The sequence below is a fragment of the Bacillus benzoevorans genome (assembly GCF_014207535.1).
Taxonomy (GTDB): domain Bacteria; phylum Bacillota; class Bacilli; order Bacillales; family Cytobacillaceae; genus Bacillus_BD; species Bacillus_BD benzoevorans.
The window spans coordinates 72,712-99,653 of the sequence record NZ_JACHGK010000010.1; the positions used below are offsets into that span (position 1 = coordinate 72,712).

Below are 26,942 nucleotides of genomic sequence, written 5' to 3' on the forward strand. Positions count from 1 at the left end.
ATGAATATAGCGAAAATCCCTTTAGGGGACTGGATAGATGTTTTTGTTGAATGGGTAACGATTTATTTTTCTACTTTCTTTTCTTTTTTAACAACCACTATTGAGGGACTATTAGATTTGATTGTTGCGGTATTAAGTATCGGTCCCCCGATTGTGTTAATGATTGCCTTAACCCTTTTAGTAGTCTATACAAGCAGATGGCCATTAGGGATTTTTACGCTTTTAGGTTTACTATTAATTGAAAATCTTGGCTATTGGGAATCTAGTATTCAAACGCTGGCCATTGTTTTATTATCAGGATTACTTACGATTATTATAGGGATCCCGATTGGAATATGGTGTGCGCAAAGAAAAACGGTACGAAATATCGTGACCCCGATTTTGGACTTTATGCAGACGATGCCTGCCTTTGTTTATTTGATTCCATCGATATTATTCTTTGGCATTGGTGTCGTGCCGGGAATTATTGCTTCGTTTATTTTTGCGATTGCGCCAACGATCCGCATGACGAATTTGGGGATTCAGGAAGTACCGAAGGATTTAATTGAAGCGGCTAATGCCTTTGGTTCTAGTAAAAGTCAAAAATTATTCAAGGTGCAAATTCCTTTGGCAATGCCAACGATTATGGCCGGCATTAACCAAAGTATCATGTTGGCGTTATCGATGGTTGTTACAGCTTCGTTAGTTGGTGCGCCGGGACTTGGGGCCGATGTGTACCGGGCGGTCAGTAAAATTGATGTGGGAGCAGGCTTTGAAGCTGGTTTAGCGATCGTCATTATCGCGATTATCCTTGACCGGATTACGCAAAATCTGCGTAACCCAGCTTATAAACATATCGTGAAGCCAAAAATCATTTTCTCATCTTTAGCCGTGCTGGTTATTGTCGGAGCTGCCGTGCTGGTGATTCCGAAAGGAGAAGAGTCGAACGGCGGGAATGCGAACGGGATTGGTGCAGAAACCGATTATAAAATGATCGGTATTGAACCGGGAGCAGGATTGATGGCTCAAACAAATACCGCTATTGAAGACTATCAATTAGACGACTGGAAGCTTGTAGAAGGTTCATCAGCAGCAATGGTAGCGGAATTGAAGAGAGCCTATGATGCGAAGAAACCGATTATTGTGACAGGATGGTCACCGCACTGGATGTTCTCGTCCTTTGATTTGAAATATCTTGATGATCCAAAAGGCTCATTCGGCGGTGCTGAAGATATCGATACACTTGTAAGAAAAGGTCTCAAAGAGGAAGTACCCGGTGCTTATACGATCCTTGATCAATTCTCTTGGGAACCAGGAAATATGGAAGACGTTATGGTAGAGATAGAAAGCGGAATGAGTCCAGAGAAGGCTGCAGAAAAATGGATAGAGGCCAATCCGGATAAAGTGGCAGAGTGGACGCAAGGTGCCCAACCAGGAAATGGTGAGAGCATTAATCTTGTTTATGTGGCCTGGGATACTGAAATAGCAAGCACCACTGTCATTGGTAAAGTTCTTGAACAGCATGGATATGATGTAACGTTGAGCCAGGTAGAAGTAGGTCCGATGTTTGCGGGTGTAGCCAACGGCAGTGCTGATGGCATGGTTGGAGCATGGCTTCCGAGTACCCATGTAGAATATTATCATACGTATAAAGATGATTTGGTTGATTTAGGGCCAAATCTGCAGGGTACAAAAAGTGGATTGGTTGTACCAGCGTATGTCGAAATTGATTCCATTGAAGATTTAAAATAAATAACAGAAGCAGATTTAATAGATTCATCTACTTGAATCAAGAAAATTAAGAGGAGTTTAACCTTATACTTTTTTAAAGCTTAATAATGTGGTATTATATCACATAATGATAATATGGGAATAATTTATGGAGGAGTCTGTCACTAAAGGGATAACTATGCCCTTTTGGTGACAGACTCTTTTTGTATTTATTTAAGATAGAAACAAATAATAATGGAGAGGTGAAAAGATATTGGTATTCCCTTCATTAAGGATTGGTGATTAGCGAAAATATAGAATTAATTAGATAATCTATCCCTGTGAACACTTAGAAAATATATTGATGATTACTATTTTCATTAGCATAAGGAGGTTTTTCATTGTCTTATCTGCACTTGGCTATATTGGCGCCATTGTTATTATCTATTTTCATGCCATTTTTCTATAAAAGGTTTCACCTTATCCATACCGGATGGTTTGTTCTTCCTCTGCCCATCCTTCTGTTTTTGTATTTTCTTTCATTCATCCCTATAACATCGACCCAAAAAACGGTTACCGAATCATTCAATTGGATTCCATCTTTAGGGATCAATTTCGTAGCAAAAGTAGATGGACTGGGTCTTTTATTTGCACTTTTGATCACTGGTATCGGAGCTTTAGTAGTTTTGTATTCGATTTATTACTTAGCAAAAAATAAAGAAAAGCTAAATACCTTCTATGTATATTTATTACTCTTTATGGGAGCGATGCTTGGCGTTGTTTTATCAGATAACTTAATTGTTATGTATGCTTTTTGGGAGCTAACCAGCTTTTCATCTTTTCTGTTAATTGGTTTCTGGTATGAAAGAGAAAAATCCTGTTACGGAGCGCAAAAATCAATGCTCATAACTGTATTCGGTGGACTTGCCATGCTCGGTGGAATTATTCTTCTTTATATCATGACTGGAACATTCAGTATGACAGAAATAATGTCTCAGCCGAATGAGATTTTTCATCACGATTTATTTATTCCTGCCCTGCTTTGCATTTTGCTTGGTGCGTTTACAAAGTCGGCTCAGTTTCCTTTTTATATTTGGCTTCCAGATGCGATGGAAGCACCTACACCAGTAAGTGCTTATTTACACTCGGCTACAATGGTGAAGGCAGGAATTTACTTAGTGGCACGATTCACTCCGATCTTTGGAGAATCTAGTGTATGGTTCTGGCTTGTTGCGGGAGTCGGATTGATTACTTTGTGTTGGGGATCCATATTCGCTGTAAAACAAACGGACTTAAAAGCGATCCTTGCTTTTTCTACTGTAAGTCAGCTAGGACTGATTATGTCTTTACTCGGGGTTGGAGCCTTTGCTCTTCATTATGAAGGTTTAGATGATAACATTTTTACTGCGGCAACTACAGCAGCAGTTTTTCATTTAATCAATCATGCTACTTTTAAAGGCAGTTTATTCATGGCAGCCGGAATTGTTGATCATGAAACAGGTACCAGGGATATTCGGAAGCTCGGCGGGCTCATTCATTTCATGCCGATTACGTTTACCATCTCGATGATCGGAGCCTTCTCCATGGCTGGACTACCGCCATTTAATGGGTTCCTGAGTAAAGAGATGTTCTTTACTGCAATGGTCCGCGTTACGGAAATGAATATGTTTCACCTCGAAACCTGGGGTATTTCATTCCCCGTTCTTGCTTGGTTAGCAAGTATCTTTACCTTTGTTTACAGTATGATTCTTGTTTTCAAAACGTTTACGGGGAAATTCCAGCCAGAAAAACTGGACAAGAAGCCGCATGAAGCCCCTATAGGAATGCTAATTTCTCCTATCATATTGGTGTCACTTGTTATCATTTTTGGGATTTTTCCCAATCTATTATCAGATAGTTTGATCTCGCCAGCTATGGCTGCCATCCTTCCAAGCTTGTTACATGCAAGGGAAGCATTTGAGGTTCATATCAGTTTTTGGCACGGACCTACCATTGAGTTATTTATGACTATTGGGGTAATCATCATGGGGCTTATCCTTTATAAAACCTACCCTAAATGGCAAAAGATATTTAAGGTCATTCCAGAAAAGCTTTCTCTTAATCATGTTTATGATCAAACCATAAAGGGTTCTCAGACAGCTGCTAATAAATTAACGAATATGTATATGAATGGTTCGATCCGAACTTACCTCGTTTATATATTTGCTTTCTTGATTACGCTCTTAACCATTACACTCATGTGGAAAAAAGCTTTTAAATTAGATTCTGGCAATGTTTCTTTCATAGGAGTCTATGAATGGGTCTTAGCCATACTTGTAGTAGTGGGTTCCATTAGCATTCTGTTTGTTAAATCACGAATGACCTCAATTATTCTTCTGGGTGCAGTTGGATATACAGTTTCACTTTTCTATATCGTTTTTAGAGCACCGGATTTAGCTTTAACACAACTCGTGATTGAAACGATTTCTGTCGCTTTATTTTTAGTTTGCTTTTATCACTTGCCTAAATTGCGCAAGTTTGAAACAAGAATGAGATTTAAATTGACGAATGCATTGATTTCATTGGGAGTCGGCTCGGTGGTCACAGCTATAGCATTATCTGCGCACAGCCATAAGCTGTTTTCTTCGATTTCTCAGTATTATGTGGAAAATACGTATGAAAAGGCAGCGGGGAAAAACATGGTCAATGTGATATTAGTTGATTTCCGCGGGTTCGATACACTTTTTGAAATAACGGTGCTCGCGATAGCATCTTTAGGAATTTACGGGATGATTAAATTGAGATTGAACAGGGGGAAAGAATGATGAAAATCAACAATATTATCCTGGAAACATCTATTAAAGTTCTTCTTTTTATCATTGTCCTCTATTCCGTTTATATTTTCACGGCAGGCCACTATTATCCCGGAGGCGGCTTTATCGGGGGATTGATGACGGCAGGAGCCCTTGTTCTTTTATTAATCACGTATGACATCAAAACGGTGGCAAAAATTTTACCGTTCAACTACCGGATCCTTACTGCCATTGGCTTACTATTTGCGATTGGAACCAGTGCGGGCTCAATATTATTTAACGTTCCATTCTTAACTCATGCTTTCACGCATGTGGATGTGCCCATTCTTGGAGAACTGTCTCTTCATACCGCAACCCTTTTTGATTTAGGTGTTTATTTTGTTGTCGTTGGTGTGACTATGACCATTATTCAAACCATAGGGGAGGACGAATAATGGAAATATTAATGGCTATTGTGATTGGCATTTTATTTATGACAGCTACCTATTTAATGCTGTCAAAAAGTTTACTGCGCATTATTGTCGGGACTGGATTGTTGAGCCACGGTGCCCATCTTCTTATTTTAACCATGGGCGGTTTAAAAAGAGGATCTGCTCCTATTTTAGGAGGGAATGCGGAAAATTATACAGATCCGCTGCCGCAAGCGCTGATTTTGACAGCTATTGTCATTAGCTTTGGTGTTACGGCCTTTTTCTTAGTTTTAGCTTATCGGTCTTATCAAGAGCTGGGAACAGATAATGTGGAAGAAATGAGAGGAACAGAGCAAAATGACTAATTTAATCATTCTACCCATATTAATCCCTTTATTGGCAGGGACCATATTAATTTTTCTACACAAAAGAATTATGGCACAACGAGTGACAGCCGTTTTTTCATCTATCGCTACACTAATCGTCTCCTTCTTAAACGTTCAGAAGGTTAAGAACGCTGGCATTCAAACCCTGAATATCAGCAGCTGGGATGCCCCTTTTGGGATTACTTTAGTTTCTGATATGTTTTCGGCTATTCTTGTATTTACGACAAGTCTGATTGCGTTCCTTTGTTTATTATATTCCTTTAAAGCAATTGGGGAAGCACGTGAAAAGTATTACTACTACCCTGTCTTTCACTTTTTATTAGTGGGGGTCAACGGGGCTTTTACAACAGGAGATATTTTTAACCTTTTTGTCTTTTTCGAGGTCATGCTCATGTCTTCTTACGTCTTATTAGTACTTGGCGGAACAAAGATTCAATTACGGGAATCGATTAAATATTTGCTCGTGAATATCATTTCATCGGCTTTGTTTGTCATTGCTGTTGCTTATTTATATTCCGTTGTCGGAACGTTGAATATGGCTCATATTTCTGCACGAATTAGTGAAGTAAGTACAAATGGAATGCCTGGTATTTTAACCGTCATTGCCGTATTGTTTTTAATTGTATTTGGCATAAAAGGCGCGATTTTCCCCTTGTATTTTTGGATGCCGGGGTCTTATTACGCACCGCCGGCACCAGTTCTAGCCCTTTTCGGTGCATTATTAACAAAGGTTGGGGTTTATTCCATCACAAGGACCTATACCCTTTTCTTTTACCATGATCGGGACTTCACTTTTCAATTGTTGTCCATATTGGCGATTCTTTCGGTTGTGGCTGGCGTCATTGGAGCCATCGCCTATTGGGATGTAAAGAAAATCATTATTTATAATATTATCGTAGCCATTGGGGTTATTCTTTACGGCGTTTCGGTTATGAATCCAACAGCTATTACAGGATCGGTCTACTATTTAATTCATGATATGCTCATCAAAGCAGCCCTATTCCTTCTCGTTGGCGTCATCGTCGCGATTACGGGAACAAGTAATTTGAAACAAATCAGTGGTCTTATTACCCGTTATCCCGGTCTTGGCTGGACCTTCTTTATCGCTGCCTTATCTCTTGCAGGAATTCCCCCATTGAGCGGTTTCGTTGGCAAACTGCTGATTGTTCAAGGTGGGGCTGCAGGGGAAAGTTATATAGGTGCAGGATTGGTCTTAATGTCAAGTTTGCTTGTTCTTTTTTCGGTCATGAAAATCTTTATTCATGGTTTTTGGGGGCAGACCCGCTTTTACAAAGGAGAAGATAAGGTTCCCGTGAAATGGCTTCTAATCTCTCCAGTTATTTTAGTCGTAATGTCGGCCCTTTTTGGGGTTGGCTCAGAATCATTTTTACCGTATATTTCTCAGGCAGCTGAAACGTTAACAGATCCGAGGATTTATATTGAAGCTGTCTTAAAGGAGTGAGAAGGATGGCATTTCAAATTCTATTAAATATCGCACTAGCTTTCTTATGGATGTTTATTAAAGTATCCTATGATCCCATTAGTTTTGTGAAAGGCTATCTATTTGGGCTGCTTGTTATCTTTTTCTTCAGACGCTTTTTTAGAAGCCGATTTTATCTTTTTCGATTATGGTCTTTCATCAAGCTGACATTTATCTTTCTAAAGGAACTGGTTTTGTCCAATATAGCGATTGTCAAAATTGTCCTAAAGCCTAAATTAGAGATGCGTCCAGGTATCTTTGCTTTAGAGACAGATTTAACGAAAGGCTGGCAAATCACTCTTCTCTCCAGTTTAATTACCTTAACTCCAGGCACTTTAGTCATTGATGTTTCAGAAGATAATAAAATCTTATTTGTCCATGCTATGGATATCGGAGAAGTGGAAGAGGAGATTAACAGTATTAAAAATACATTTGAGCGGGCTATTTTGGAGGTGAGCCGTTAATGCTGGAAATCGTCATTCGCATTGCTTTATTTTGCTGCTCACTTGCTATGCTTGGACTGATTTATCGGGTGATTAAGGGCCCTACCGTGCCGGATCGGGTGATTGCATTAGACGCGATTGGTGTGAATCTCGTGGCAATTACAGCTCTTATTTCCATTGTTTTGAAATCCCATGCATTTCTAGAGGTCATTCTTCTTATCGGGATTCTTGCCTTTATCGGAACTGTTGCCTTCGCCAAATATTTGGAAAAGGGGGTTATCATTGAACGTGAGCGTAATCGTTGATTTTCTCATAGGATTTTTAATTCTAGCCGGCGCCCTGCTATGTCTCATTGCTGCCTTCGGGGTCATTAGACTCCCTGACGTTTATACAAGAAACCATGCGGCATCTAAGGCAGCTACATTGGGGGTCATGTTTATTCTATTAGGTACCTTTATCTACTTTTATGCTTTTGAAGGTCATTTTAATTCCAGGCTTATACTAGGAATTGTCTTTCTTTTTATGACATCACCGATTTCTGGACATTTAATTAACCGAGCAGCCTACAATTCAGGAGTAAAGCTGTGGGATAAAAGTGTTCGGGACGATTTGAAAAAATATAATAGTAATCTGATGGATAAATCATCCGCGGATTAAGAAGTAAAAAGTGTTCCAAATCATGATTGGAACACTTTTTTTAAAAAAAGTCCATCTATAAACGTCTATTTTTTGATTTAATATTCTTTAAACCGAACATACTCCCTGGGCCTAAATGGTTCGGATAAATTCCATTGGACATTTATTTCCTCAGTATTTAAGGAGGAATTGAACGGAGTATTTTCATAATTGATTGGAACCACATTCAAGTTGTTTATAGAAGATTCTATTTTATCAACAGTCCGATGATTTTGCTGCTGGTGCTGCAGAAACCAAGCAGATGAAAATAAAAGTAAAAATATAAATAAACTGACGATGATCTTCCTTTTCATAAATTTACACACCTCCCATTTAGGATTAGTTTGTACAAAAAGGAGTCATTGTAAAATTTCAAAGGCGCATCTCTCAAAAAGGGGTGCGCCTATTTTAATTGAGGGCAAGAATCTTGATTTTATTGGAAGTGAATCGAGGCTCATCGATAAGTACGAGTACGACTCAAATTAGTTCTTGACAGAATGTTTAACCAATAGTAACATTAACAACATAAATAAATTGTTTAATTGTTTCCTCTAAAGAAATAGATTGTTTTAGCATAGGATTAAACTTTTTGATTCTATGAAAAAGTAAATCTATAACAAGAGAAAATCAGTATATACTTACTTATTAGAAATTACATAATCAGGTAGACGATTAAAAGGCCTCAATGGCCCGTTAAAAGTAAACCGACAATTTTTAAAGGCGAATGGTTTAGTCCATTCTCTTAAAAATTGTCGGTTTTTTGTTTTCCTGAAAGGAAAAACAGAAAGGGATGCAGTGTAATGAAGGAATTCGGTCAAAGTCATATGTTCGCCATGTTGGTTTCTGCCAACCATCGATGGGGGGAAGAAACATGTTAAATTTCTTGCCAGAAATATTCTTTCTATTGATTGCGCTATCGGTGCTTAGTGCACTGGCCCTGTTACACCCGAAGACGCCGCTGTCTTTTGTTCAGCTTCATGTCGGTATTACTCTACTGCCTCCGCTCGTTGCACTGCTAGCCCTAATAACGTCCAAAGAGACGCTGATTTATGGACCCTGGCGTCTTGATTCCTTATCATGGCTGCTAGCATTGTTTGTCCTTACCATCGGTTTTATTGTACAGCGTTATTCTGTTCGTTATTTACTCGGTGATCGTTCCTATCGAAAATATTTTGCCTTGCTGACCATTACGACTGCTGCTGATTCAGGTGTCTGGCTAAGTAACGATTTCCGTCTGCTGCTGGTTTGCTGGGGGATTACACTCCTGGGGCTGACCCTCTTAATCGGATTAAAGAAAGAGTGGTATGTTGCTAGAAACACAGCAAAACAATCTGGACGTATGTTTGCACTAGGCTGGTTGACCTTGCTAGCCGCCGTCATTTGGGTAACCCAAGCGACTGGGCACTGGCAGATGTCGCATGTCCTGACCAAAAGCAGTCTGGCCCAGCTTGATTCATGGGAAAAAACATGTATAAACCTGCTTTTAATCGTGGCCGTCGTAATTCCGGCAGCACAATGGCCTTTTGGGCGCTGGCTGTTAGATTCAACAGTGGCTCCAACACCTGTCTCCGCGGTCATGCATGCAGGCTTAGTAAATGCAGGCGGAATTATTCTGACTCGGTTCTCACCACTTTTTAGCGGAGATATGGCCCAAATGGTGCTGCTGTTATTGGCTAGTGTTTCCGTCTTGACAGGGACTGGAATGATGCTGGTCCATGTGGATTATAAACGGCAGCTGGTCGGGTCTACGATGGCACAGATGGGGCTGATGTTCATCCAATGTGCCTTAGGTGCCTATTTGGCAGCCATTATCCACGCCGTCTTACATGGTCTATTCAAATCAACCCTTTTCTTACAATCTGGTTCTGTACTGCATCACCACGTGGAGAAATCCTCCGGAACGAACCAGCCATTGTCATTATTATGGACAGTCTCCAGCGGTGTTCTAGGTCTCCTGGTGGCATTGGGTCTTTGGCTGTCTTCCCCGGAAGAAGGTTATCAATTAATCAGTGCTTTTACCTTAGGCTGGTCCGTTTCATTAGCTTGGATTCAGCTCGTGGCCAGTGCCTCCGGACGTATCGGCCGTATTGCAGGATTTTCTATCCTGATAGGAGCAGCGATTGTCTATCATTTCGTCCATGCTGCTTTTTATGGTGTATTACAAAATTCCATCCCGCAAGGAACTCAACCACCGGCATCGGCAGCCATTTTATTTTTGCTTATCTTATTGGCTGGCAGTGCTGCAGGTGTATGGCTTGCCCGCAATCGTTCATCAGCTGCCTATGCAGTGATTTATCTTTGGCTTGTACGATTGGGCGAGCCGCAAAATGATTTAGTCGAAAGTCATCCTGCGTATTTGACACAATCATTTGATAGAGGAGGCCATTTGCGATGAATACAACATTGGCAAGAACATTACAGTGGAAAAATCAACCCGATACCCATGATATCGATCTTCATAACCTAGTGAAATCTGCCAGCAGTGTTATTGCACCTCTCGGACCAATTAACACATTTGCCGCACGCCACCCTTGGGTCAACTTGGAGGGGCAATCATTTGAACAAACGGCACGCTGGTTCAAAGATACTTGTAATCTAGATATCTATCCAAATGAATCCATATTACAGTCTGCACGGGAACGAGGCGGAATGGATCAGGATTTTTTAGAAAAAGAACTGCAACAGTGGCTGAGCAAACAATCTTTGCAGCTGCCGCGTGAGACTGCAGAGAGGTTCTGCCGGACGGCACTTTTAAAAAATCAGTTATCTTCCAGCACTTTGCCAGTATCTGAGATAAAAAGTATGGCGGCAAAACTAAAACGATTTACACCCCAAATGAGTGAAAAACATGCAGTTAAAACCTACAGCCAGCGCCTGGAAGAGCTGGGAAAGGGAGATGCGGTTCATGAACTTAACCGCCATATGATCAAGTGGTGTAAATTGTTTCTAGATGAGTCTCAGGCTGTCTGGGCAATGCCTCATCGTGCAGAAGGATTCTATCGTGCGTGGCGAAAACTAGCCCAGCACGACCCGGCGCTCAGCCGAAAAGTGCGTAAACAGCTAAGTGAGTTTCCGGAGGAAGCTGACGCTGCTTTAATGGAAGTTTTGCTTGCACTTGAAATTCCCTTTTCAGAAATCCAAGACTATTTTGAAGCACATTTTCTTTCCTTGCCGGGCTGGGGCGGGATGCTGCTTTGGCGTTCACAGCAATCAACTGATAATAGTTCGCTTTTGCTTGACTATTTAGCCGTTCGAATTTCAATGGAATGGGTCTTGATTAAACCCTTTCTTCCTTTGACCGAAAAAAGAAATGATAAAATACACTTAGAACCATTGCTTGCCGCTTGGGCAGAATGGGGGAACCTGCCAATCCATGCTTGGTCACAGTTATCTGCTTCAGAAATTAAGGCACGATTGGCTCTTGCCAATCGTTTTGATAAGATTGTGCGAAACCGCCTTTGGCTTGAAGCGTGGGAGAAAACTTATGAAAACCAATTAAAGAAGTTGCTTCTATCGCAGCAACCGGAAGAAAACATAAAGCGGAAATTAGCCCAATTTGTATTTTGTATTGATGTGCGTTCAGAGCTTTTTCGCCGCAAACTTGAAAAAGCAGGAGATTTTGAGACTTTTGGAACAGCAGGCTTTTTTGGATTGCCGATAGCAACTTGCGAGCTTGGCAGTAACCACACGCATCGCTCTTTGCCGGTCATGTTTAAACCGCAGCATAAAGTGAGTGAGTCTTCACCGGATTCGCACATCTACCAACAACGGCTTCATGCAGTCCGTTCACTCTGGTTTACATTTAAAACGATGAAACATAATTTGCTCTCCAGCATGGTCCTGCCGGAAATTAGCGGTCCTTGGCTCAGCCTGCAAACGCTGGCTCGCAGCTTTGTTCCACGGAGTGCAGGTCGAACTTTAAACAAACTGCGTGAAGCATGGCTGGATAAACCATCAACAAAGCTATCGCTTGACCATACGCAAACAGCGGAAAATGTGCTGCCAATTGGCTTTTCGTTAAAAGAACAAGTACACTATGTACGGCAAGCACTGAAAATGATGGGACTGACCGATCATTTTGCACCCTTGGTGGTTATTTGCGGGCATGGAAGTCACAGCACGAACAATCCTTATCATTCTGCATTGGACTGTGGAGCATGTGGAGGAGCATCAAGCGGATTTAATGCACGGGTGCTGGCAGCTTTGTGCAATCTGCCAAACGTAAGGAAGGGTCTGGAAACAGAGGGAATCGTTATTCCGCAGGGAACCGTTTTTGCTGCTGCTGAGCACATTACTTCACGTGATGAATTACGCTTCCTATACGTTCCGGAACTGTCTGGAAAGGCTAAGGAAGCATTCGACAGTATCCAAATAGCGCTGCCAAAGGTGAGCGAAGAAGCTGCTGCAGAACGGATCTCGCAATTGCCAAGCTTTCAAACCCATTTCAAGAATCCTAAGGCAGCTGCCGAGCGCCTTGCAGAAGATTGGAGTGAGGTGCGTCCGGAATGGGGCTTGGCGCGTAACGCTGCGTTTATCATCGGAGAACGCCGGCTTACTCAAGACTGTAATCTGGAGGGCAGAGTTTTCCTTAACAATTATAACTGGAAGAAGGACAAAAACGGTGCTATTCTTGCGGGCATTATTTCCGGACCGGCAACGGTAGCGCAGTGGATTAACCTGCAATATTATGCATCGACTGTTGCACCGCATTATTATGGCAGCGGGAATAAAACAACCCAAACCGTGACAAGCGGTATTGGGGTCATGCAGGGAAACGCCAGTGATTTATTATCGGGACTTCCCTGGCAGTCAGTAATGAAATCAGATGAAGAGGCATATCATGAACCGCTCCGTTTGCTGGTGGTTATCCAAGCACCGAGGGAATATGTGAAACGGGTGCTGGAACAAAATCATGCCTTTGCGCAAAAAGTAAAAAACGGGTGGATTCGCCTTGCCTCCATTGATCAGGAAGGACGCTGGAAGAGTTGGTCTTAACCTCTTTTCGGTAAAAAGTTTGTTTTTTATAATGGATGGCTATGAATGTAACTTTAAATAAAGGAAAAGGGATCGGTATGGAAAAATCAATTGGAACGATTGAAGCTGAAATTAGTAAAACTTTAACACATTGGGAGAAAAATTATCTTGGACGGGGCTCCGTATCCGTTAAATCCGATATTTTACGGGATTTGGTGATTGTAATACTGCAAGGTATTTTAACACCGGCTGAATATACAATATGTCAGGATAGAGAAGGTTTGTTATCAGTAAAGACTCATCGCAACAGTTTAATTGAATCCGGTCTGGATGAGCTAAAGGAAATTATTCTAACGATAACGGGGGAAGAAGTAGTAAGTTTTCACACCGATATTAGTACACAAACCGGAGAACGGGTAATGGTCTTTAAGCTTTCCAATGACCTGCAGGGAAAATTCAGCTAAAAAGGAAACAGGGGGACGGTTCTTATGTTCCCCTGAACTTTACCATTTCGTAAGTAGGATGATGAATTTAACTAAAGCGGCATTTCTCTACTGTTTTTCTCCAATTCGGATAGTGCCTTCTGCAGACCTTCATGATCTAATTCATCCCCGATAAACACCAGTATAGTTTTCATCTTAAGACCAGAAGCAGTATGTATCGGCATGCCGTATGCATATTGGAAAAGATAGGTCTTCGGATCTCCGTTAAAACGAACATAACCTTTAATTCGATATATATTATCCGGCAGGGCCCTCAAGAAGTTTGCAAATAATTGCCCATCAATTGGCTGTGAGAAGCTATGAACGTACGTCTTCATATGCAAGTGATTGAACGCATGTGTTTGCTCGTGTTCCGTTCTTTTGATTCTTTCAGCATTTTGGATTTTGTGAAAATCAATGTCGGCAAATGATGTCGGAATCATCAATCCTTTTGGATTCAAAAGATGCAATTCATCTTCAATTTCTTGCAGCTGCTTTTCTGTAATCCTGTCGATTTTATTCAAAATCATAATATCAGCATGCTTGGCCTGCTCCGTAACCAGTTTACGCAAGGGGATTTTTAATTTTTGCCGTTCCAGCCAGGCTGGCGCATCAATCAGCGTAATAATGGAATGAATCCGTACTTTATCCGCCAGCTGCGGTGATAAACAGGAGTCCAGCACCTCGACAGGATGGGCGGCACCTGTCGTTTCGATATAAATGACATCTAAATCATACTGATTCAATAACTCCGATAATTGGACTTCAAGCTTGTCAGAAAGGGTACAGCAGACACAGCCATTGAGCAATTCCTTTAACGGAGTACCATTAGGGACGGCATCCGAATCGATTGAAACCTGCCCGATTTCATTCATCACAACCGCAGCTTTTCTTCCGTTTCGTTGTTCTTCCGCTAATGCCTGTTGCAGCAGGGTTGTTTTTCCTGCACCGAGAAAACCTGATAAGATATAGATTTCTACTTGTTTCACTTTGCCATCCTCTTTCTTTTTTTAAAAATTACCGTCATCAGTCTGATTTCAGATTATATCTTTTGGAATGTCTTTTTCAAGATATATATCTTAATTCCTTACTGAAAAAGAGAATGGTTTTTCCAAAACATTTTGCCATGTTCAAGAGAACACGACACGAAACCGTGCAGTATTCTCTTGATTGAAAAGAAAGGTATTAACTCTGCCCGTTTTCATTTTGCTGAGTTTTCTTTAGATCATTCATCTCTTCGGAAAACTCAGTGGCGTAGCCATCATTGCGGGAAACGGCAGGGATATAGCTTTCTGCGGAGTTGGTGAAAATATGTCTCTTCACATATAGATGGAAAAGCACTTCGATAGCTGTAATAGATGCGGCAGAGATCACACCCGCAGTTACCCGGTTAAACGTGGTATCGAGAAATAAAAAGCTCATGCCCCAAACAAGTAGAAAACTAAGAACAAGATCTCCGGCGATTGCCATAAAGTTACCGAGTTTCGGAAGAACGACCATATCGCCGAGAAAGTACGTAACAAAGGTAGTGATGCCAGTCATAATCAATAGAACCGTCATGGCTGGATCGAATATGCCATAAATCGAAAACAATACCGTTCCGATCGCTGCAAATTTGATCAGTAAGGCCCATAGGTGTTTCATGATGAATTCCTCCTATAAAATACAGCTTCCAAGAGTAAACTGAATTTTTTCTCAGCGTCCAAATGACGAAATGATACAGTCAGAAGCAGATAGATTGTTGTTAAACTTATGCTTAATTTGTGTTATTCATCAAATAAAGATACATCCTTTTGCCGTAAGCAGACTGCATAACGACTTTTAACGTAATTTATATATGCTTCTTTCAAGTTACTTTCAGGCGGGATTTCCGGAAGAAGAAAGTTTGCGTATTTCTTCACAATTGTTTAAAGGTATTGAGATATAATTATGTTACGATAGCGTTATGTGAAATATTATACAAACTTTATGAAATCAATTGTTGTTTTGAATCGATCCATACCTATTTGTTTTTTTGAAAAATGGAAGGAAAAGAGGAGAAAAGGATGTCAAAAATTATCGCCATTAATGCTGGAAGTTCGTCTCTAAAATTTCAATTAATCAATATGCCGGAAGAAACGATCATTACTAAAGGATTGGTTGAAAGAATCGGATTGCCAAATTCTATTTTTACCATTACTGTTGCAGGTGAAAAGAAAAAAGAGACTCGGGAAATTTCGAATCATGAAGAAGCGGTGCAAATCCTGCTGAAAAAATTAATTGATTATCGAATTATCCAATCTTTTTCTGAAATAGACGGAGTAGGACATCGTGTTACACACGGTGGTGAACTTTTTAAAGAATCCACACTTGTAACAGAAGAGGCGTTAATGAAATTGAAACCTTTGGCTGAATTGGCTCCTCTGCATAATCCAGCTAATATCTTAGGAATCAAAGCTTTTCAGCGCATTTTAGGAAATGTGCCATCGGTGATGGTTTTTGATACGGCCTTCCATCAAACGATGCCGGAGAGCTCTTACTTATATAGTTTGCCTTATCAGTATTATCAGGAATATGGCATTCGAAAATATGGATTTCACGGTACGTCCCATAATTATGTCTCGCAGCGTGCTGCTGATTTATTAGGGAAGCCGATTGAACGTCTGCGAATTATTTCATGCCACTTAGGAAATGGTGCCAGCATCGCAGCGATTGAGGGCGGCAAATCCATTGATACTTCCATGGGCTTTACACCGCTTGAGGGTGTGGTAATGGGAACGAGATCAGGCAGTATCGATCCGGCCATCATTCCATTTGTCATGATGAAAACCGGAAAAAGTGTAGATGAAGTGCTAACGATGTTAAATAAAGAGAGCGGCTTATTAGGTATATCCGGCTTTTCAAGTGATTTGAGAGACATTGAAGTAAAAGCAGAGCAGGGGGATGAGCGTGCGGAGCTTGCCCTTGATATTTTCGCAGGTCGTATTCAGCAATATATTGGATCCTACTCTGCAAGAATGAATGGAGTAGATGCGATTATCTTTACAGCAGGAATTGGCGAAAACAGCGCAACCATTCGTGCAAGGGTATTAAATGGATTAGAATATATGGGTGTTTATTGGGATGTCGATCAAAACCAAATTGCCAGCGGTGAAATGATGATTAGCTATCCGCACTCTCCTGTACAGGTCATGACGATTCCAACGAATGAGGAGATCATGATTGCCAGAGATGTTCAAAAAATTTGTAATGAATTATTAGTTTTGGTTTAAATCACAAATAGAGCTGATCCGAGAAGCGGCTAAAAGCTGCCTCAAGGGTCAGCTTTTCTTTGTAGACTTGATAAATAAATATTAGGCATGAAGGCTGATGAAGAAATGTTTGAAAAGTCTATTACTCCATAATAATATGGAGTAATAAAGACTGGTAATTTGTTAATAAGGGGATGGGGGAAATTACTAAAATAAGTACATTGAACGGAATAGCTGCTTCGGGTGATATTGCCATTGCCAAAGCGTATTGTTTAGCTGAACCTGCCCTTTTTTTCGGAGTAAAAATGATTGAGGATTTTGCTCAGGAAATTGAACGCTTTCGGGCTGCCATTGCTAAATCTAAACAAGAAATAAAAAAAATACATGACGCGACAAAAATCAAGCTGGGTAAGGACAATGCAGCTATTTTTGATGCGCATTTGCTTGTATTAAGTGACCTGGAATTAATAAATGCCGTTGAGGAAACCGTTAAGTCTCAGCAAATCAATGCGGAGTATGCCTTGCAGTGTACTTCAGACAGGTTTATTAGTATGTTTGAACAAATGGATAATGAATATATGAGAGAACGTGCAGCGGATATTCGTGATGTAACGAAACGGGTGCTTTCCCATCTATTAGGTGTGGAGCTCGTCAATCCAGGCATGATTTCAGAAGAAGTTATTATTGTGGCCAAGGATTTAACTCCATCGGATACTGCACAATTAAACAGACAGTTTGTAAAAGGGTTTACGACAGATATTGGCGGCAGAACCTCCCATTCTGCAATCATGGCCAGAACACTTGAGATTCCGGCAGTAGTCGGTACAAAAGTTGCCACAGAAAGAATCAATCATGGAGATTTAGTTATTGTCGATGGAATCAGCGGTGAAGTCATTATCAATCCAACGGAAGAGATTGTGGCACAATATGAAAAGAAAAAGGCAGATTTTGCAGCGCAAAAAGCGGAATGGGCTAAGCTTGTAAATGAAAAGACCGTATCTGCTGACGGTCATCATGTTGAATTAGCGGCTAATATCGGGACACCGAATGATGTGAAGGGTGCTATTAATAATGGCGGTGAAGGCGTAGGTCTGTACCGGACAGAATTCTTGTACATGGGAAGAGAACATCTTCCAACAGAAGATGAGCAATACGAAGCCTATAAGTCAGTAGTAGAAGGAATGAATGGAAAACCGGTTGTCGTCCGTACGCTTGATATTGGCGGGGATAAAGAACTGCCATATTTGAGCTTACCAAAAGAAATAAATCCCTTTTTAGGCTTCCGTGCCATCCGCTTATGCTTAGAAGAACAGGATATTTTTCGTACTCAATTAAAAGCCCTGCTCAGAGCCAGCACTGCCGGGAATCTGAAAATCATGTTCCCGATGATTGCGACACTTGATGAATTCCGCCAGGCTAAAGCGATTCTTGAGGAAGAAAAACAAAAGCTTTCTGCTGAAGGTATTGCCTTTTCTGAATCGATTGAATTGGGCATTATGGTGGAGATTCCAGCTACAGCGATCCTGGCTGATCAATTTGCGAAGGAAGTAGATTTCTTTAGTATCGGGACAAATGATTTGATTCAATATACCATGGCAGCAGACCGCATGAATGAACAAGTTTCTTATCTGTATCAGCCATACAGCCCATCGATTCTCCGTCTGGTGAAGATGGTCATTGATGCAGCCCATAAAGAAGGAAAATGGGCAGGCATGTGCGGAGAGATGGCAGGGGACGAAACCGCCATCCCAGTATTACTCGGTCTGGGATTAGACGAATTTTCCATGAGCGCCACATCCATCCTAAAAGCCCGCTCCCTAATCAAACGTCTAAACAAATCTGAAATGAAAGAACTGGCACAAAACGTATTAAATATGAGCACAACAACAGAAGTCAAAGCCGCTATTACGGCAGCGGTAAAGTAGTGCCTGGCACCGAAAATGGACATTTGTTCGTCTTCAGGAGACAGCGCCGTTGTACCCAATGATCATTGGAAGGATCCTTTCGTAAAGGATTCTTTTTTGTACACGTAAGTTAGGTGAAAATATAAAACTTTAAGTAATCAAATCTATCAGAAAATTGCGATAAATACAATCTACCTTTTGTTGAAAAACAATCTCTGTTTTCCATCATTATTTATGATGGAATTTCTATGAAGAAAATGTAAAGTGAAAATATCTTTAAAGTATGGAGGAGAATATGAAGAAACCAAAGGGGTAATTAATTTTTTTAGTTTATTTTCAGAATATTTTGAACACAAAATTCGTCAGGGGGTAATTTTTTTTGAAAACACTCAATGCCAATGAAATTTATGACAAAGGAATATTTAATCGCTACCATTTTAATCTGCTGTTTTGGCTTTTTGTCATCATTATTTTTGATGGCTATGACACGGCCATTTATGGTGCTGTTGTTCCCATTTTGATGGAAGAGTGGTCACTTACTCCGGTAGAAGCAGGTGCGATTGGCAGTTATACTGTAATGGGTACCGTTGCAGGGGCATTCATATTCGGTCTGATGGCGGATAAGATAGGACCAAAGAAAGTGACAATGATAAGCGTGTTAATTTTCAGCGTATTTACAGTATTAGCAGGCTTTGCAAATGACCCGGGGATGTTTACGGCATGTCGTGTGATTGCAGGACTTGGACTTGGCGGAGTTATGCCAAATGTCGTAGCGTTAACAACAGAGTTTGCTCCAAAGAAAATGAGAAATGCGATGATTGCGATTGTGTTTTGTGGGTATTCCGTAGGATCGATGACTGTGGCGCTGGTAGGTAAATCGATTATTGGCACAATGGGATGGCAGCCGCTTTATTGGTTAGCAGGAATCATGCTTCTCATCATGCCTTTCCTCTTAAAATCAATCCCTGAATCTCTGCAAGTTCTTGCTAGACAAGATAAACAGGAGAAAATAAGAACCATTCTTAAAAAAGCCATTCCGAATCATAGCTTGGATGATTCCATCATTTTTGAAAAGATTGCTGTACAGAAACAACAGAAATCATCTATTGGCTCCCTATTTAGCAATAAACGCGGATTTACTACACTTATGCTTTGGATCACATCATTCTGCTGCTTTATCCTGATTTATGCGATGAATACATGGTTGACAAAACTCATGATGCAAGCTGGTTATCAATTAGATTCTAGCTTACTATTTTTAGCTGTGCTAAATGTAGGAGCCATTATTGCTGTGATTGCTGGAGGCGCTCTGATGGAGAAATATGGATTTAAGAAGGTTCTAGTTCCCCTATACCTTTTGGGTTCCATTGCTCTTGTGTTTATTTCTGTAACAGAAAACATCGTATTAGCTTATGTCCTTGTAGCTATTATCGGTGCGGCATCAATAGGGATGCATTGTTTAATGTTCCCGCTTGCTGCACAGTACTATCCACCGGAAATGAGATCGACAGGTGTAGGTGTCATGATGGCTTTTGGCCGCATAGGCGGAATTGTATCTCCAACTTTGATTGGGATGCTTATGGCGTTAAATCTAACTGTGCAAATGAACTTCATGGTCATTGCTATTGCTGGTGTCATAGGTTCAATTGCTGTTCTATTAGTTCAAGAAAAATATGCTTATTATGCTGTTAGTGAAAAGCAGCCCGTTCAATCCGGAAAAGCGGCTAATTCTTGATACGATGATAAAAATTGGAAAAGTAAAAAGAGAGCTGATCATGATGCCGGCTCTCTTTTTCCTGTTCATAAAAGATTTTTAGTTCATAAATAATGAAAATATTTAAAATATTCGTACACCGTGTAGGTGTGTTTTTGAAAATAAAGATACTAATATTTAGACATAAGTTAAATTAGGCGGTGGAAGAAATGAATTTTTCATTAGATGAGGATCAGTTAGCTATTAAAACGATGACAAGGGATTTTGTGAATCAGGAAATTATCCCTCAAGCCAGAGAGTATGATGAAAAGGAAGAATTCCCATTTGAGATCCATAACAAATTAAGGGAAGTAGGATTATATAATTTTGCGGTTCCAGAGCAATTTGGCGGTCCGGGAGTCGATAAGATTTCACATGCTTTAATTGTAGAAGAGCTTGCGCGGGGATGTGCAGGAGTAACCACATCTGTAGAAGCCAATTCCTTGGCATCCTATCCGATCCTTGTAGGGGGGACGGAGGAACAAAAAAAGAAATATTTTGGCATTATTTCTAGTGGCGGCTTCTCCGCTTTTGCTCTGACTGAACCTTCAGCAGGCAGTGATGTAGCTAGTTTAAAGACAACCGCAGAGCGGGTAGGGGACGAATACGTTTTAAATGGAGAAAAATGTTTTATTACCAATGCAAGCTATGCGAATTACTATACCGTATTAGCGAAATTAAAGGATTCAGAGGGTTCCAAAAGGTTCGTGGCACTCATTGTCGATCGAGAATCAGAAGGGGTTAGTGTAGGACCGCACGAAAAGAAAATGGGGCTGCGTTCTTCCAATACGGCTTCCGTTACATTTGAAGAAGTACGTGTTCCCGTTGCCAATCGTCTTGGCGAAGAAGGGGATGGCTTTAAGATTTTCATGAAAGCATTATCCTACGCACGCCCAATGGTAGGGGCTCAAGCGTTAGGTATTGCCCAAGGAGCATATGAGGAAGCGGTTAACTATGCAAAGGAAAGAAAGCAGTTTGGACAGCCCATTTCTAACTTCCAAGGAATCCAATTTATGCTTGCGGACATGGCAATGGAGATTGAAGCTTCACGTTTACTTGTGCAAAAGGCCGTATGGTACGTACAGCAGGGGACACCAAATACAAAAATCTCATCCTTCGCGAAGTGTTTTGCATCGGATACAGCCTTAAAGGTTGCCGCAGATGCAGTGCAAATCCATGGCGGTTATGGATATATTCGTGAGTATGCGGTTGAAAAATATTTCCGTGATGCTAAAATCATGCAAATTTACGAAGGGACGAATCAAATCCAACGTGTCGTTATTGCAAAGGATATTTTACAAGATTAATATATCACGGCTGTAAATATCTGACTATTTAAAATAATCATTCAAATATCTTTAAAGGGTTCTAGATCGTACTCAAACTATACAAAATGAGGGGCTATATAAATAAGACCAGCTGAAAAGGAGTAGAAAGATGAATATTTTTGTAGTAATGAAACGCACTTTTGATACAGAAGAAAAAATTACGCTTAAAAATGGAAAGATCCAAGAAGATGGAGCGGAGTTTATTATCAATCCTTATGATGAATATGCGGTTGAAGAAGCCCTTAAAATACGTGAAGAGCATGGTGGAGAAGTGACAGTTGTGACTGTCGGAGAAGAGGAAGCGGAAAAGGAACTTCGCACAGCTCTTGCGATGGGTGCCGACAAAGCGGTTCTCATTAATGATGAGGACGTAGAAGAGGGAGATGCCTTCTCTGCAGCGGCAATATTAAGCGCTTATCTGAAAGATAAAAATGCGGATATTATTTTAGCAGGAAATGTAACCGTAGATGGAAGTTCCGGTCAGGTTGGACCGAGACTAGCTGAAGCACTGGGAATTTCCGCGGTAACAACGATTACGAAGCTTACTATTGATGGAGATAAAACGATCATTGAGCGTGATGTCGAAGGGGATGTGGAAATCGTTGAAACAGAGCTTCCACTATTAGTGACTTGCCAGCAAGGCTTAAATGAACCGCGCTATCCGTCATTACCTGGAATTATGAAGGCAAAGAAAAAGCCGCTTGAAAAATTAGACTTAGATGATTTGGATATAGATGAAGACGATGTAAAAGGAAAAACGAACGTCATCGATATCTTCTTACCGCCGGCAAAAGGAGAAGGGAAGATTCTGCAAGGAGACAACTCCCAGCAAGTAAATGAGCTGGCATCACTATTACAAAATGATGCCAAAGTTATTTAACTTTATTCAGTAGAAATCTCATATTTCTAGTATTAAGCGATGATTGTAAATTCATTTGTACGAGGAACGAACTTATCAGGGGAGGAAATAGAGATGGTAAAAAAAGTATTAGTAGTAGGGGAACTGCGTCAAGGGGAGCTCCGTCAAGTCTCTCTTGAAGCAATTGCCGCAGGGAAGAAACTAGCAGCTGGCGGGGAAATTGTCGGATTATTACTGGGTGCCGACGCTGGCCGCCATGCTGAACAATTCATTCAATATGGTGCAGATCGGGTGATCATCGCGGAAAATAGTGCTTTACAAGCCTTTACTCCTGATGGATTTACCCAAGCAGTGATGCAAATCATCCAAAGTGAAAATCCAGAGGGAATGATTTTAGGACATACAGCGATTGGAAAAGATATTGCACCGCGAATCGCAGCAAAATTGAATTCGGGATTAGTATCAGATGCTGTCAGTGTCGAAAACAATGGCGGAGAATATGTATTTACCCGTCCGATTTACTCAGGCAAAGCGTTTGAGAAAGTAGTTATAAAGGAAGGATTAGTTTTAGCGACAATCCGGCCGAATAATATCGCTGCTTTAGAAAAAGATGAATCACGGACAGGATCAGTATCAACTGTCAACGTTGAAATAAAAGCTCTGCGAACCATTGTGAAAGAGGTTGTTCGTAAGGCTGCAGGTGGAGTAGATCTTTCAGAAGCGAAGGTTATCGTTTCCGGGGGACGTGGGGTGAAGAACGAAGACGGATTTAAAGTGCTGCAGGAACTTGCCGATGTGCTAGGCGGTGCAGTTGGAGCGTCTCGTGGTGCTTGTGACGCTGGATACAGTGACTATGCCTTACAAATTGGCCAGACTGGAAAAGTGGTAACACCTGATCTGTATATTGCCTGCGGAATCTCTGGTGCGATTCAGCATGTAGCAGGTATGTCTAACTCAAAAGTAATTGTGGCCATTAATAAAGATCCGGAAGCCTCAATTTTCAATGTAGCAGATTATGGAATTGTCGGCGATTTATTTGAAGTCGTGCCGCTGCTGACGGAGGAATTCAAAAAATTGACAGTTGGTACAGCAGTCTAATGTTTTAGGCGGGAGGGAGCTGTTTTTTGTTTCCTCCTATTTACTTGTAAGGGGTTATCATTGTTGAAAAATATAATCAATAGGATGATAGGGTCCCAGCAACAGGAAAATGATGAAGAATCAACTATGGGGGATGAGGGGTATGTTATCATTTCTGAATGTACTTGCTTTCCTGGCTGTGGCTGGATATGCAGTATATTTATTTATCAATCTTGTATACACTAGGTATTTATTTATCAAGCTTGGCAAAAAGGCTGAGTTTGAACCAAACCTGAAAGAACGAATCAATCTGATAGTAATCAACGGCTTCGGTCATGCCAAATTATTTAAAGACAGGAAAAGCGGTTTAATGCATTTAGTATTATTCTATACTTTTTTTATCATTCAAGTAGGTCTTATCGAACTGATTATTAAGGGATTTAGTAAAGGCTATGAATTTCCTTTTGGGGAAGGGCATAAATATTTCAGCTTGATCCAGGAGTGGGCTGTCTTCCTGATGTTGTTAGCTGTCATATATGGGTTTTACCGTCGTTACGGAGAAAAGCTAAAACGATTGCAATGGAAGCGTGATGGGAAAGCAGCCTTTGTTTATATCGCCTTATTCACATTGACCCTGTCGATCCTGCTTTCATTAGCATTTGAATCCATTATGCTCAGGAATGAAGCGGATTTGCTTTACGCTCCATTCTCTGGAGTCATTGCCGCTTTGTTTGCCGGAATCGGAACGACAGCAGGAACATTGTTGTTCTACGTATTTTGGTGGGTGCATATGTTAACCGTATTCTCATTTCTGGTGTTTGTACCGCAGTCAAAGCAATTCCATGAGTTATTTGCCATGGTTAATATCTTTTTCAAAAAAAGCGGGCATGCCGGGAAATTAAAGAAGATTGACTTTGAAGATGAGACAGCGGAAGAATTCGGTGTCGGAAAAATTGAGAATTTTACTCAGCATCAGCTGCTTGATTTGTATGCATGTGCGGAATGCGGCAGATGCACAAATATGTGTCCGGCTGCAGGAACGGGAAAAACGTTATCTCCGATGGATTTGATCGTTAAGATGAGAAATCATTTAACGGAAAAGGGAGCAACAGTCACTTCCAGACAGCCATGGGCACCAGCTTTTGCTTTTAAAAACACAAAAGCCAATCAATTGGCTATAGCGGGCAGCGCTGCTCAGGAAGTTGCGGCAACGCTTGAAGAAGTTAATTTAATAGGAGATATCATTACAGAAGAAGAGATTTGGGCATGTACCACTTGCCGTAACTGTGAGGATCAATGTCCTGTTATGAATGAGCATGTCGATAAAATTATTGATTTGCGCCGTTACCTTGTTTTAACAGAAGGAAAAATGAATCCGGATGCCCAGCGTGCGCTGACCAATATCGAGCGGCAAGGAAATCCATGGGGGATGAATCGCAAGGAACGCGCAAATTGGCGTGATGCATTAGAGGAAGAGATAACAATTCCAACAGCAAAAGAATTGAAAAAAACAGGAGAAGAGTTTGATTATCTGTTCTTTGTCGGATCAATGGGCTCATATGATAATCGAAGTCAAAAGCTTACCCAATCCTTCGCCCGTCTGTTACATAAAGCGGGAGTGAGGGTGGCGATCTTAGGGAATGAGGAAAAAAACTCCGGGGATACACCACGTCGTCTTGGAAATGAGTTTTTATACCAGGAGCTGGCAAATGCAAATATTGAAACCTTTAAAAAGTATGATGTGAAGAAAATTGTCACGATGGACCCGCATGCTTTTAATACAATCAAAAATGAATATCCCGAGTTTGGTTTAGAAGCAGAGGTTTATCATCATACACAACTATTAGAAAAGTTAATTAAAGAAGGAAAGTTAACACCAAAAAATACGCTGAACGAAGTGATAACGTATCATGATTCGTGTTATTTAGGCCGCTACAATGGCGTGTATGATGCACCTCGGGAAATCTTAAAAGCGATTCCGGGTGTGAGGGTGGCAGAGCCTGAGCGGAACCGAGAAAACGCAATGTGCTGCGGTGCCGGCGGGGGGCTAATGTGGATGGAAGAAAATCAGGGAACCCGTATTAATTTAGCAAGAACCGAGCAGCTTCTTGAAACCCATGCAACCATTATCAGCACAGGATGTCCATACTGCTTAACGATGATCAGTGATGGTACTAAAGCAAAAGAAGCAGAAGAAAAGGTACAAACATTGGATGTTGTAGAAATTCTTGAAAGATCAATCATTTAAATGAGCTAGAGAAATAGAAACTGAACAACCCGGACCGTGGATCACAAAATGATACATGATCCGGGTTAAATAATAATAGGTTTCTATTAATCATAAATCGCTTTGCCCCACACTTAACGGGCAGTAAGACTCCCATCTCAAGTTTCTGAGCATTCAAAGAAGGCAGATGGGAGATTAACTGCCCGTAACGGTCCGATAAGTGCGACTAACTATTAGCGGAGGATGAAGAAAACCCCCGCTAATGGAAGTCTTCTTTATAGTTTTCCTTTGCCATATTAAGAAAGGCTAATGCAGGAGCTGATAATGCCTCGCCTTTTTTATAAGCCACCACGACACTATATTTAAAGGTCGGCTTACCAATTGTATAGTAATTTGATTCGGAAGGCAGATTATTTTTCAGGATTACCTCTGGAATGAACGTTAAACCGACTCCGCTATTCGCTATACGATAAGCATTTTCAATATTGGTTGTCTCTAAGAGAATACTAGGTTTAATGGAATAGTTATAAAAAATTTCATCTGTTATTCTTCTTAAACTGCCATACCCCTGTTTAGTGAGAATAAACTTTTCTCCCGTCAAACTGTGAGTATCCAAAGGGAAATCTACTATACTGCTGCCCTGCCCTGGACGATAATATCTATGTCCTTTTGGCACCACGAGTAATATGTTTTCCTCATATAATCTTTCGTACATTATAGCAGGATTAAAAATAGGCAGCATATTTAAACAAATATCAATTTCACGCTGCAATAATGATTGTTCGATGACATTAGAGGCTTCTTCCACTAAAGCAATTTCGATACCGGGATATGTCGAAATATATTGTGGCAATAAATTATAGAGGGTATGGGAGCCTAAAATAGGGTTAATCCCAAGTTTTAATCGGCCTTTCTTCATTTTGTTAATGGATTGCATTTCATGGATCATATTTAAATAGATTTCGTCCATTTTATCCATATAAGCTAAATACCGCTCTCCGGCATAGGTAAGTGTAATAGGAGTTCCATTTCTATTAATTAATTCAAGTCCCAATTCATCTTCTAATTTCTTGATAAATTTACTTAAATAAGGCTGCGATATAAATAGTGCTCTAGCCGCGTTAGAAAAGTTGCCCTGCTCAACAAGAGCCCGTAAATATTTACTTGATATATGATTTGACATATACATATAATTCCCTCATATAGCTTTCTAGTTATGATTAGTATTCCAAT

Annotated in this window: 22 protein-coding genes; 18 read left to right on the plus strand and 4 right to left on the minus strand. The window is 40.7% G+C overall.

Annotated features, from left to right (window positions below):
• From HNR53_RS14125 to mnhG, 8 genes are all read left to right on the plus strand, one after another.
• A complete protein-coding gene (locus HNR53_RS14125; RefSeq protein WP_184527084.1) occupies positions 1 to 1,731 on the plus strand; it encodes a glycine betaine ABC transporter substrate-binding protein in 1,731 nt (576 codons plus the stop codon).
• 359 nt (positions 1,732 to 2,090) lie between these two features.
• Positions 2,091 to 4,493 (plus strand): Na+/H+ antiporter subunit A, encoded by a 2,403-nt coding sequence (locus HNR53_RS14130; protein WP_184527086.1) that lies wholly within the window; start codon positions 2,091 to 2,093, stop codon positions 4,491 to 4,493.
• Positions 4,493 to 4,915 (plus strand): Na(+)/H(+) antiporter subunit B, encoded by a 423-nt coding sequence (locus HNR53_RS14135; RefSeq protein WP_184527250.1) that lies wholly within the window; start codon positions 4,493 to 4,495, stop codon positions 4,913 to 4,915. Before HNR53_RS14130 ends, HNR53_RS14135 begins: the two co-directional genes overlap by 1 nt.
• Positions 4,915 to 5,256: a Na(+)/H(+) antiporter subunit C gene (locus HNR53_RS14140; protein WP_184527088.1), complete on the plus strand. Its 342-nt coding sequence runs from the start codon at positions 4,915 to 4,917 to the stop codon at positions 5,254 to 5,256. Before HNR53_RS14135 ends, HNR53_RS14140 begins: the two co-directional genes overlap by 1 nt.
• Entirely contained in the window at positions 5,249 to 6,739 is a 1,491-nt protein-coding gene (locus HNR53_RS14145; protein ID WP_184527090.1) for a Na+/H+ antiporter subunit D, read from the plus strand. Before HNR53_RS14140 ends, HNR53_RS14145 begins: the two co-directional genes overlap by 8 nt.
• 5 nt (positions 6,740 to 6,744) lie before the next feature.
• Positions 6,745 to 7,221 (plus strand): Na+/H+ antiporter subunit E, encoded by a 477-nt coding sequence (locus tag HNR53_RS14150; protein ID WP_184527092.1) that lies wholly within the window; start codon positions 6,745 to 6,747, stop codon positions 7,219 to 7,221.
• A gap of 47 nt (positions 7,222 to 7,268) precedes the next feature.
• Positions 7,269 to 7,505 carry a Na(+)/H(+) antiporter subunit F1 gene (locus tag HNR53_RS14155; RefSeq protein WP_377802091.1) on the plus strand — a complete coding sequence of 79 codons (237 nt, stop codon included), beginning with the start codon at positions 7,269 to 7,271 and terminating at the stop codon, positions 7,503 to 7,505.
• The gene (mnhG, locus tag HNR53_RS14160) at positions 7,489 to 7,857 is read left to right on the plus strand and encodes a monovalent cation/H(+) antiporter subunit G (RefSeq protein ID WP_184527252.1); all 369 of its coding nucleotides are present in this window, start codon (positions 7,489 to 7,491) and stop codon (positions 7,855 to 7,857) included. Before HNR53_RS14155 ends, mnhG begins: the two co-directional genes overlap by 17 nt.
• A gap of 77 nt (positions 7,858 to 7,934) precedes the next feature.
• On the opposite strand, the gene HNR53_RS14165 is transcribed toward mnhG, so the two are convergent.
• Positions 7,935 to 8,189: a hypothetical protein gene (locus tag HNR53_RS14165; RefSeq protein ID WP_184527096.1), complete on the minus strand. Its 255-nt coding sequence runs from the start codon at positions 8,187 to 8,189 to the stop codon at positions 7,935 to 7,937.
• Between the two features lie 557 nt (positions 8,190 to 8,746).
• On the opposite strand from HNR53_RS14165, the gene HNR53_RS14170 reads away from it, so the two are divergent.
• From HNR53_RS14170 to HNR53_RS14180, 3 genes are all read left to right on the plus strand, one after another.
• Positions 8,747 to 10,270 (plus strand): NADH dehydrogenase subunit 5, encoded by a 1,524-nt coding sequence (locus HNR53_RS14170; protein ID WP_246439578.1) that lies wholly within the window; start codon positions 8,747 to 8,749, stop codon positions 10,268 to 10,270.
• Entirely contained in the window at positions 10,267 to 12,870 is a 2,604-nt protein-coding gene (locus HNR53_RS14175) for a DUF2309 domain-containing protein (RefSeq protein WP_184527098.1), read from the plus strand. Before HNR53_RS14170 ends, HNR53_RS14175 begins: the two co-directional genes overlap by 4 nt.
• Before the next feature lie 77 nt (positions 12,871 to 12,947).
• Positions 12,948 to 13,313, plus strand: a complete 366-nt coding sequence (locus HNR53_RS14180; RefSeq protein WP_184527256.1) for a Na-translocating system protein MpsC family protein — start codon at positions 12,948 to 12,950, stop codon at positions 13,311 to 13,313.
• Between the two features lie 71 nt (positions 13,314 to 13,384).
• Here HNR53_RS14180 and HNR53_RS23575 read toward each other — a convergent pair whose 3' ends face one another.
• Positions 13,385 to 14,320: a GTP-binding protein gene (locus HNR53_RS23575; protein WP_184527100.1), complete on the minus strand. Its 936-nt coding sequence runs from the start codon at positions 14,318 to 14,320 to the stop codon at positions 13,385 to 13,387.
• Between the two features lie 196 nt (positions 14,321 to 14,516).
• Positions 14,517 to 14,975: a YndM family protein gene (locus HNR53_RS14190; RefSeq protein ID WP_184527102.1), complete on the minus strand. Its 459-nt coding sequence runs from the start codon at positions 14,973 to 14,975 to the stop codon at positions 14,517 to 14,519.
• A gap of 401 nt (positions 14,976 to 15,376) precedes the next feature.
• Between HNR53_RS14190 and HNR53_RS14195 the strand changes: the two genes are divergently transcribed.
• The 7 genes from HNR53_RS14195 (at position 15,377) to HNR53_RS14225 (ending at position 25,730) form a co-directional block, all read left to right on the plus strand.
• Entirely contained in the window at positions 15,377 to 16,582 is a 1,206-nt protein-coding gene (locus tag HNR53_RS14195; protein ID WP_184527104.1) for an acetate kinase, read from the plus strand.
• A 191-nt stretch (positions 16,583 to 16,773) separates the two neighbouring features.
• Positions 16,774 to 18,486 carry a phosphoenolpyruvate--protein phosphotransferase gene (gene ptsP / locus HNR53_RS14200; protein WP_184527257.1) on the plus strand — a complete coding sequence of 571 codons (1,713 nt, stop codon included), beginning with the start codon at positions 16,774 to 16,776 and terminating at the stop codon, positions 18,484 to 18,486.
• Positions 18,487 to 18,844: 358 nt separating this feature from the next.
• A complete protein-coding gene (locus tag HNR53_RS14205) occupies positions 18,845 to 20,200 on the plus strand; it encodes an MFS transporter (RefSeq protein WP_184527105.1) in 1,356 nt (451 codons plus the stop codon).
• A gap of 188 nt (positions 20,201 to 20,388) precedes the next feature.
• Positions 20,389 to 21,525, plus strand: coding sequence for an acyl-CoA dehydrogenase family protein (locus HNR53_RS14210; protein WP_184527107.1), 1,137 nt, complete (start codon positions 20,389 to 20,391; stop codon positions 21,523 to 21,525).
• Positions 21,526 to 21,655: 130 nt separating this feature from the next.
• On the plus strand, positions 21,656 to 22,426 hold the full coding sequence (locus HNR53_RS14215; RefSeq protein ID WP_184527109.1) for an electron transfer flavoprotein subunit beta/FixA family protein: 771 nt from the start codon (positions 21,656 to 21,658) through the stop codon (positions 22,424 to 22,426).
• A gap of 93 nt (positions 22,427 to 22,519) precedes the next feature.
• On the plus strand, positions 22,520 to 23,503 hold the full coding sequence (locus tag HNR53_RS14220) for an electron transfer flavoprotein subunit alpha/FixB family protein (protein WP_184527111.1): 984 nt from the start codon (positions 22,520 to 22,522) through the stop codon (positions 23,501 to 23,503).
• A gap of 142 nt (positions 23,504 to 23,645) precedes the next feature.
• On the plus strand, positions 23,646 to 25,730 hold the full coding sequence (locus HNR53_RS14225; protein ID WP_184527113.1) for a (Fe-S)-binding protein: 2,085 nt from the start codon (positions 23,646 to 23,648) through the stop codon (positions 25,728 to 25,730).
• Between the two features lie 238 nt (positions 25,731 to 25,968).
• On the opposite strand, the gene HNR53_RS14230 is transcribed toward HNR53_RS14225, so the two are convergent.
• Positions 25,969 to 26,898: a LysR family transcriptional regulator gene (locus HNR53_RS14230; RefSeq protein WP_246439579.1), complete on the minus strand. Its 930-nt coding sequence runs from the start codon at positions 26,896 to 26,898 to the stop codon at positions 25,969 to 25,971.
• Between the last annotated feature and the right edge of the window lie 44 nt (positions 26,899 to 26,942).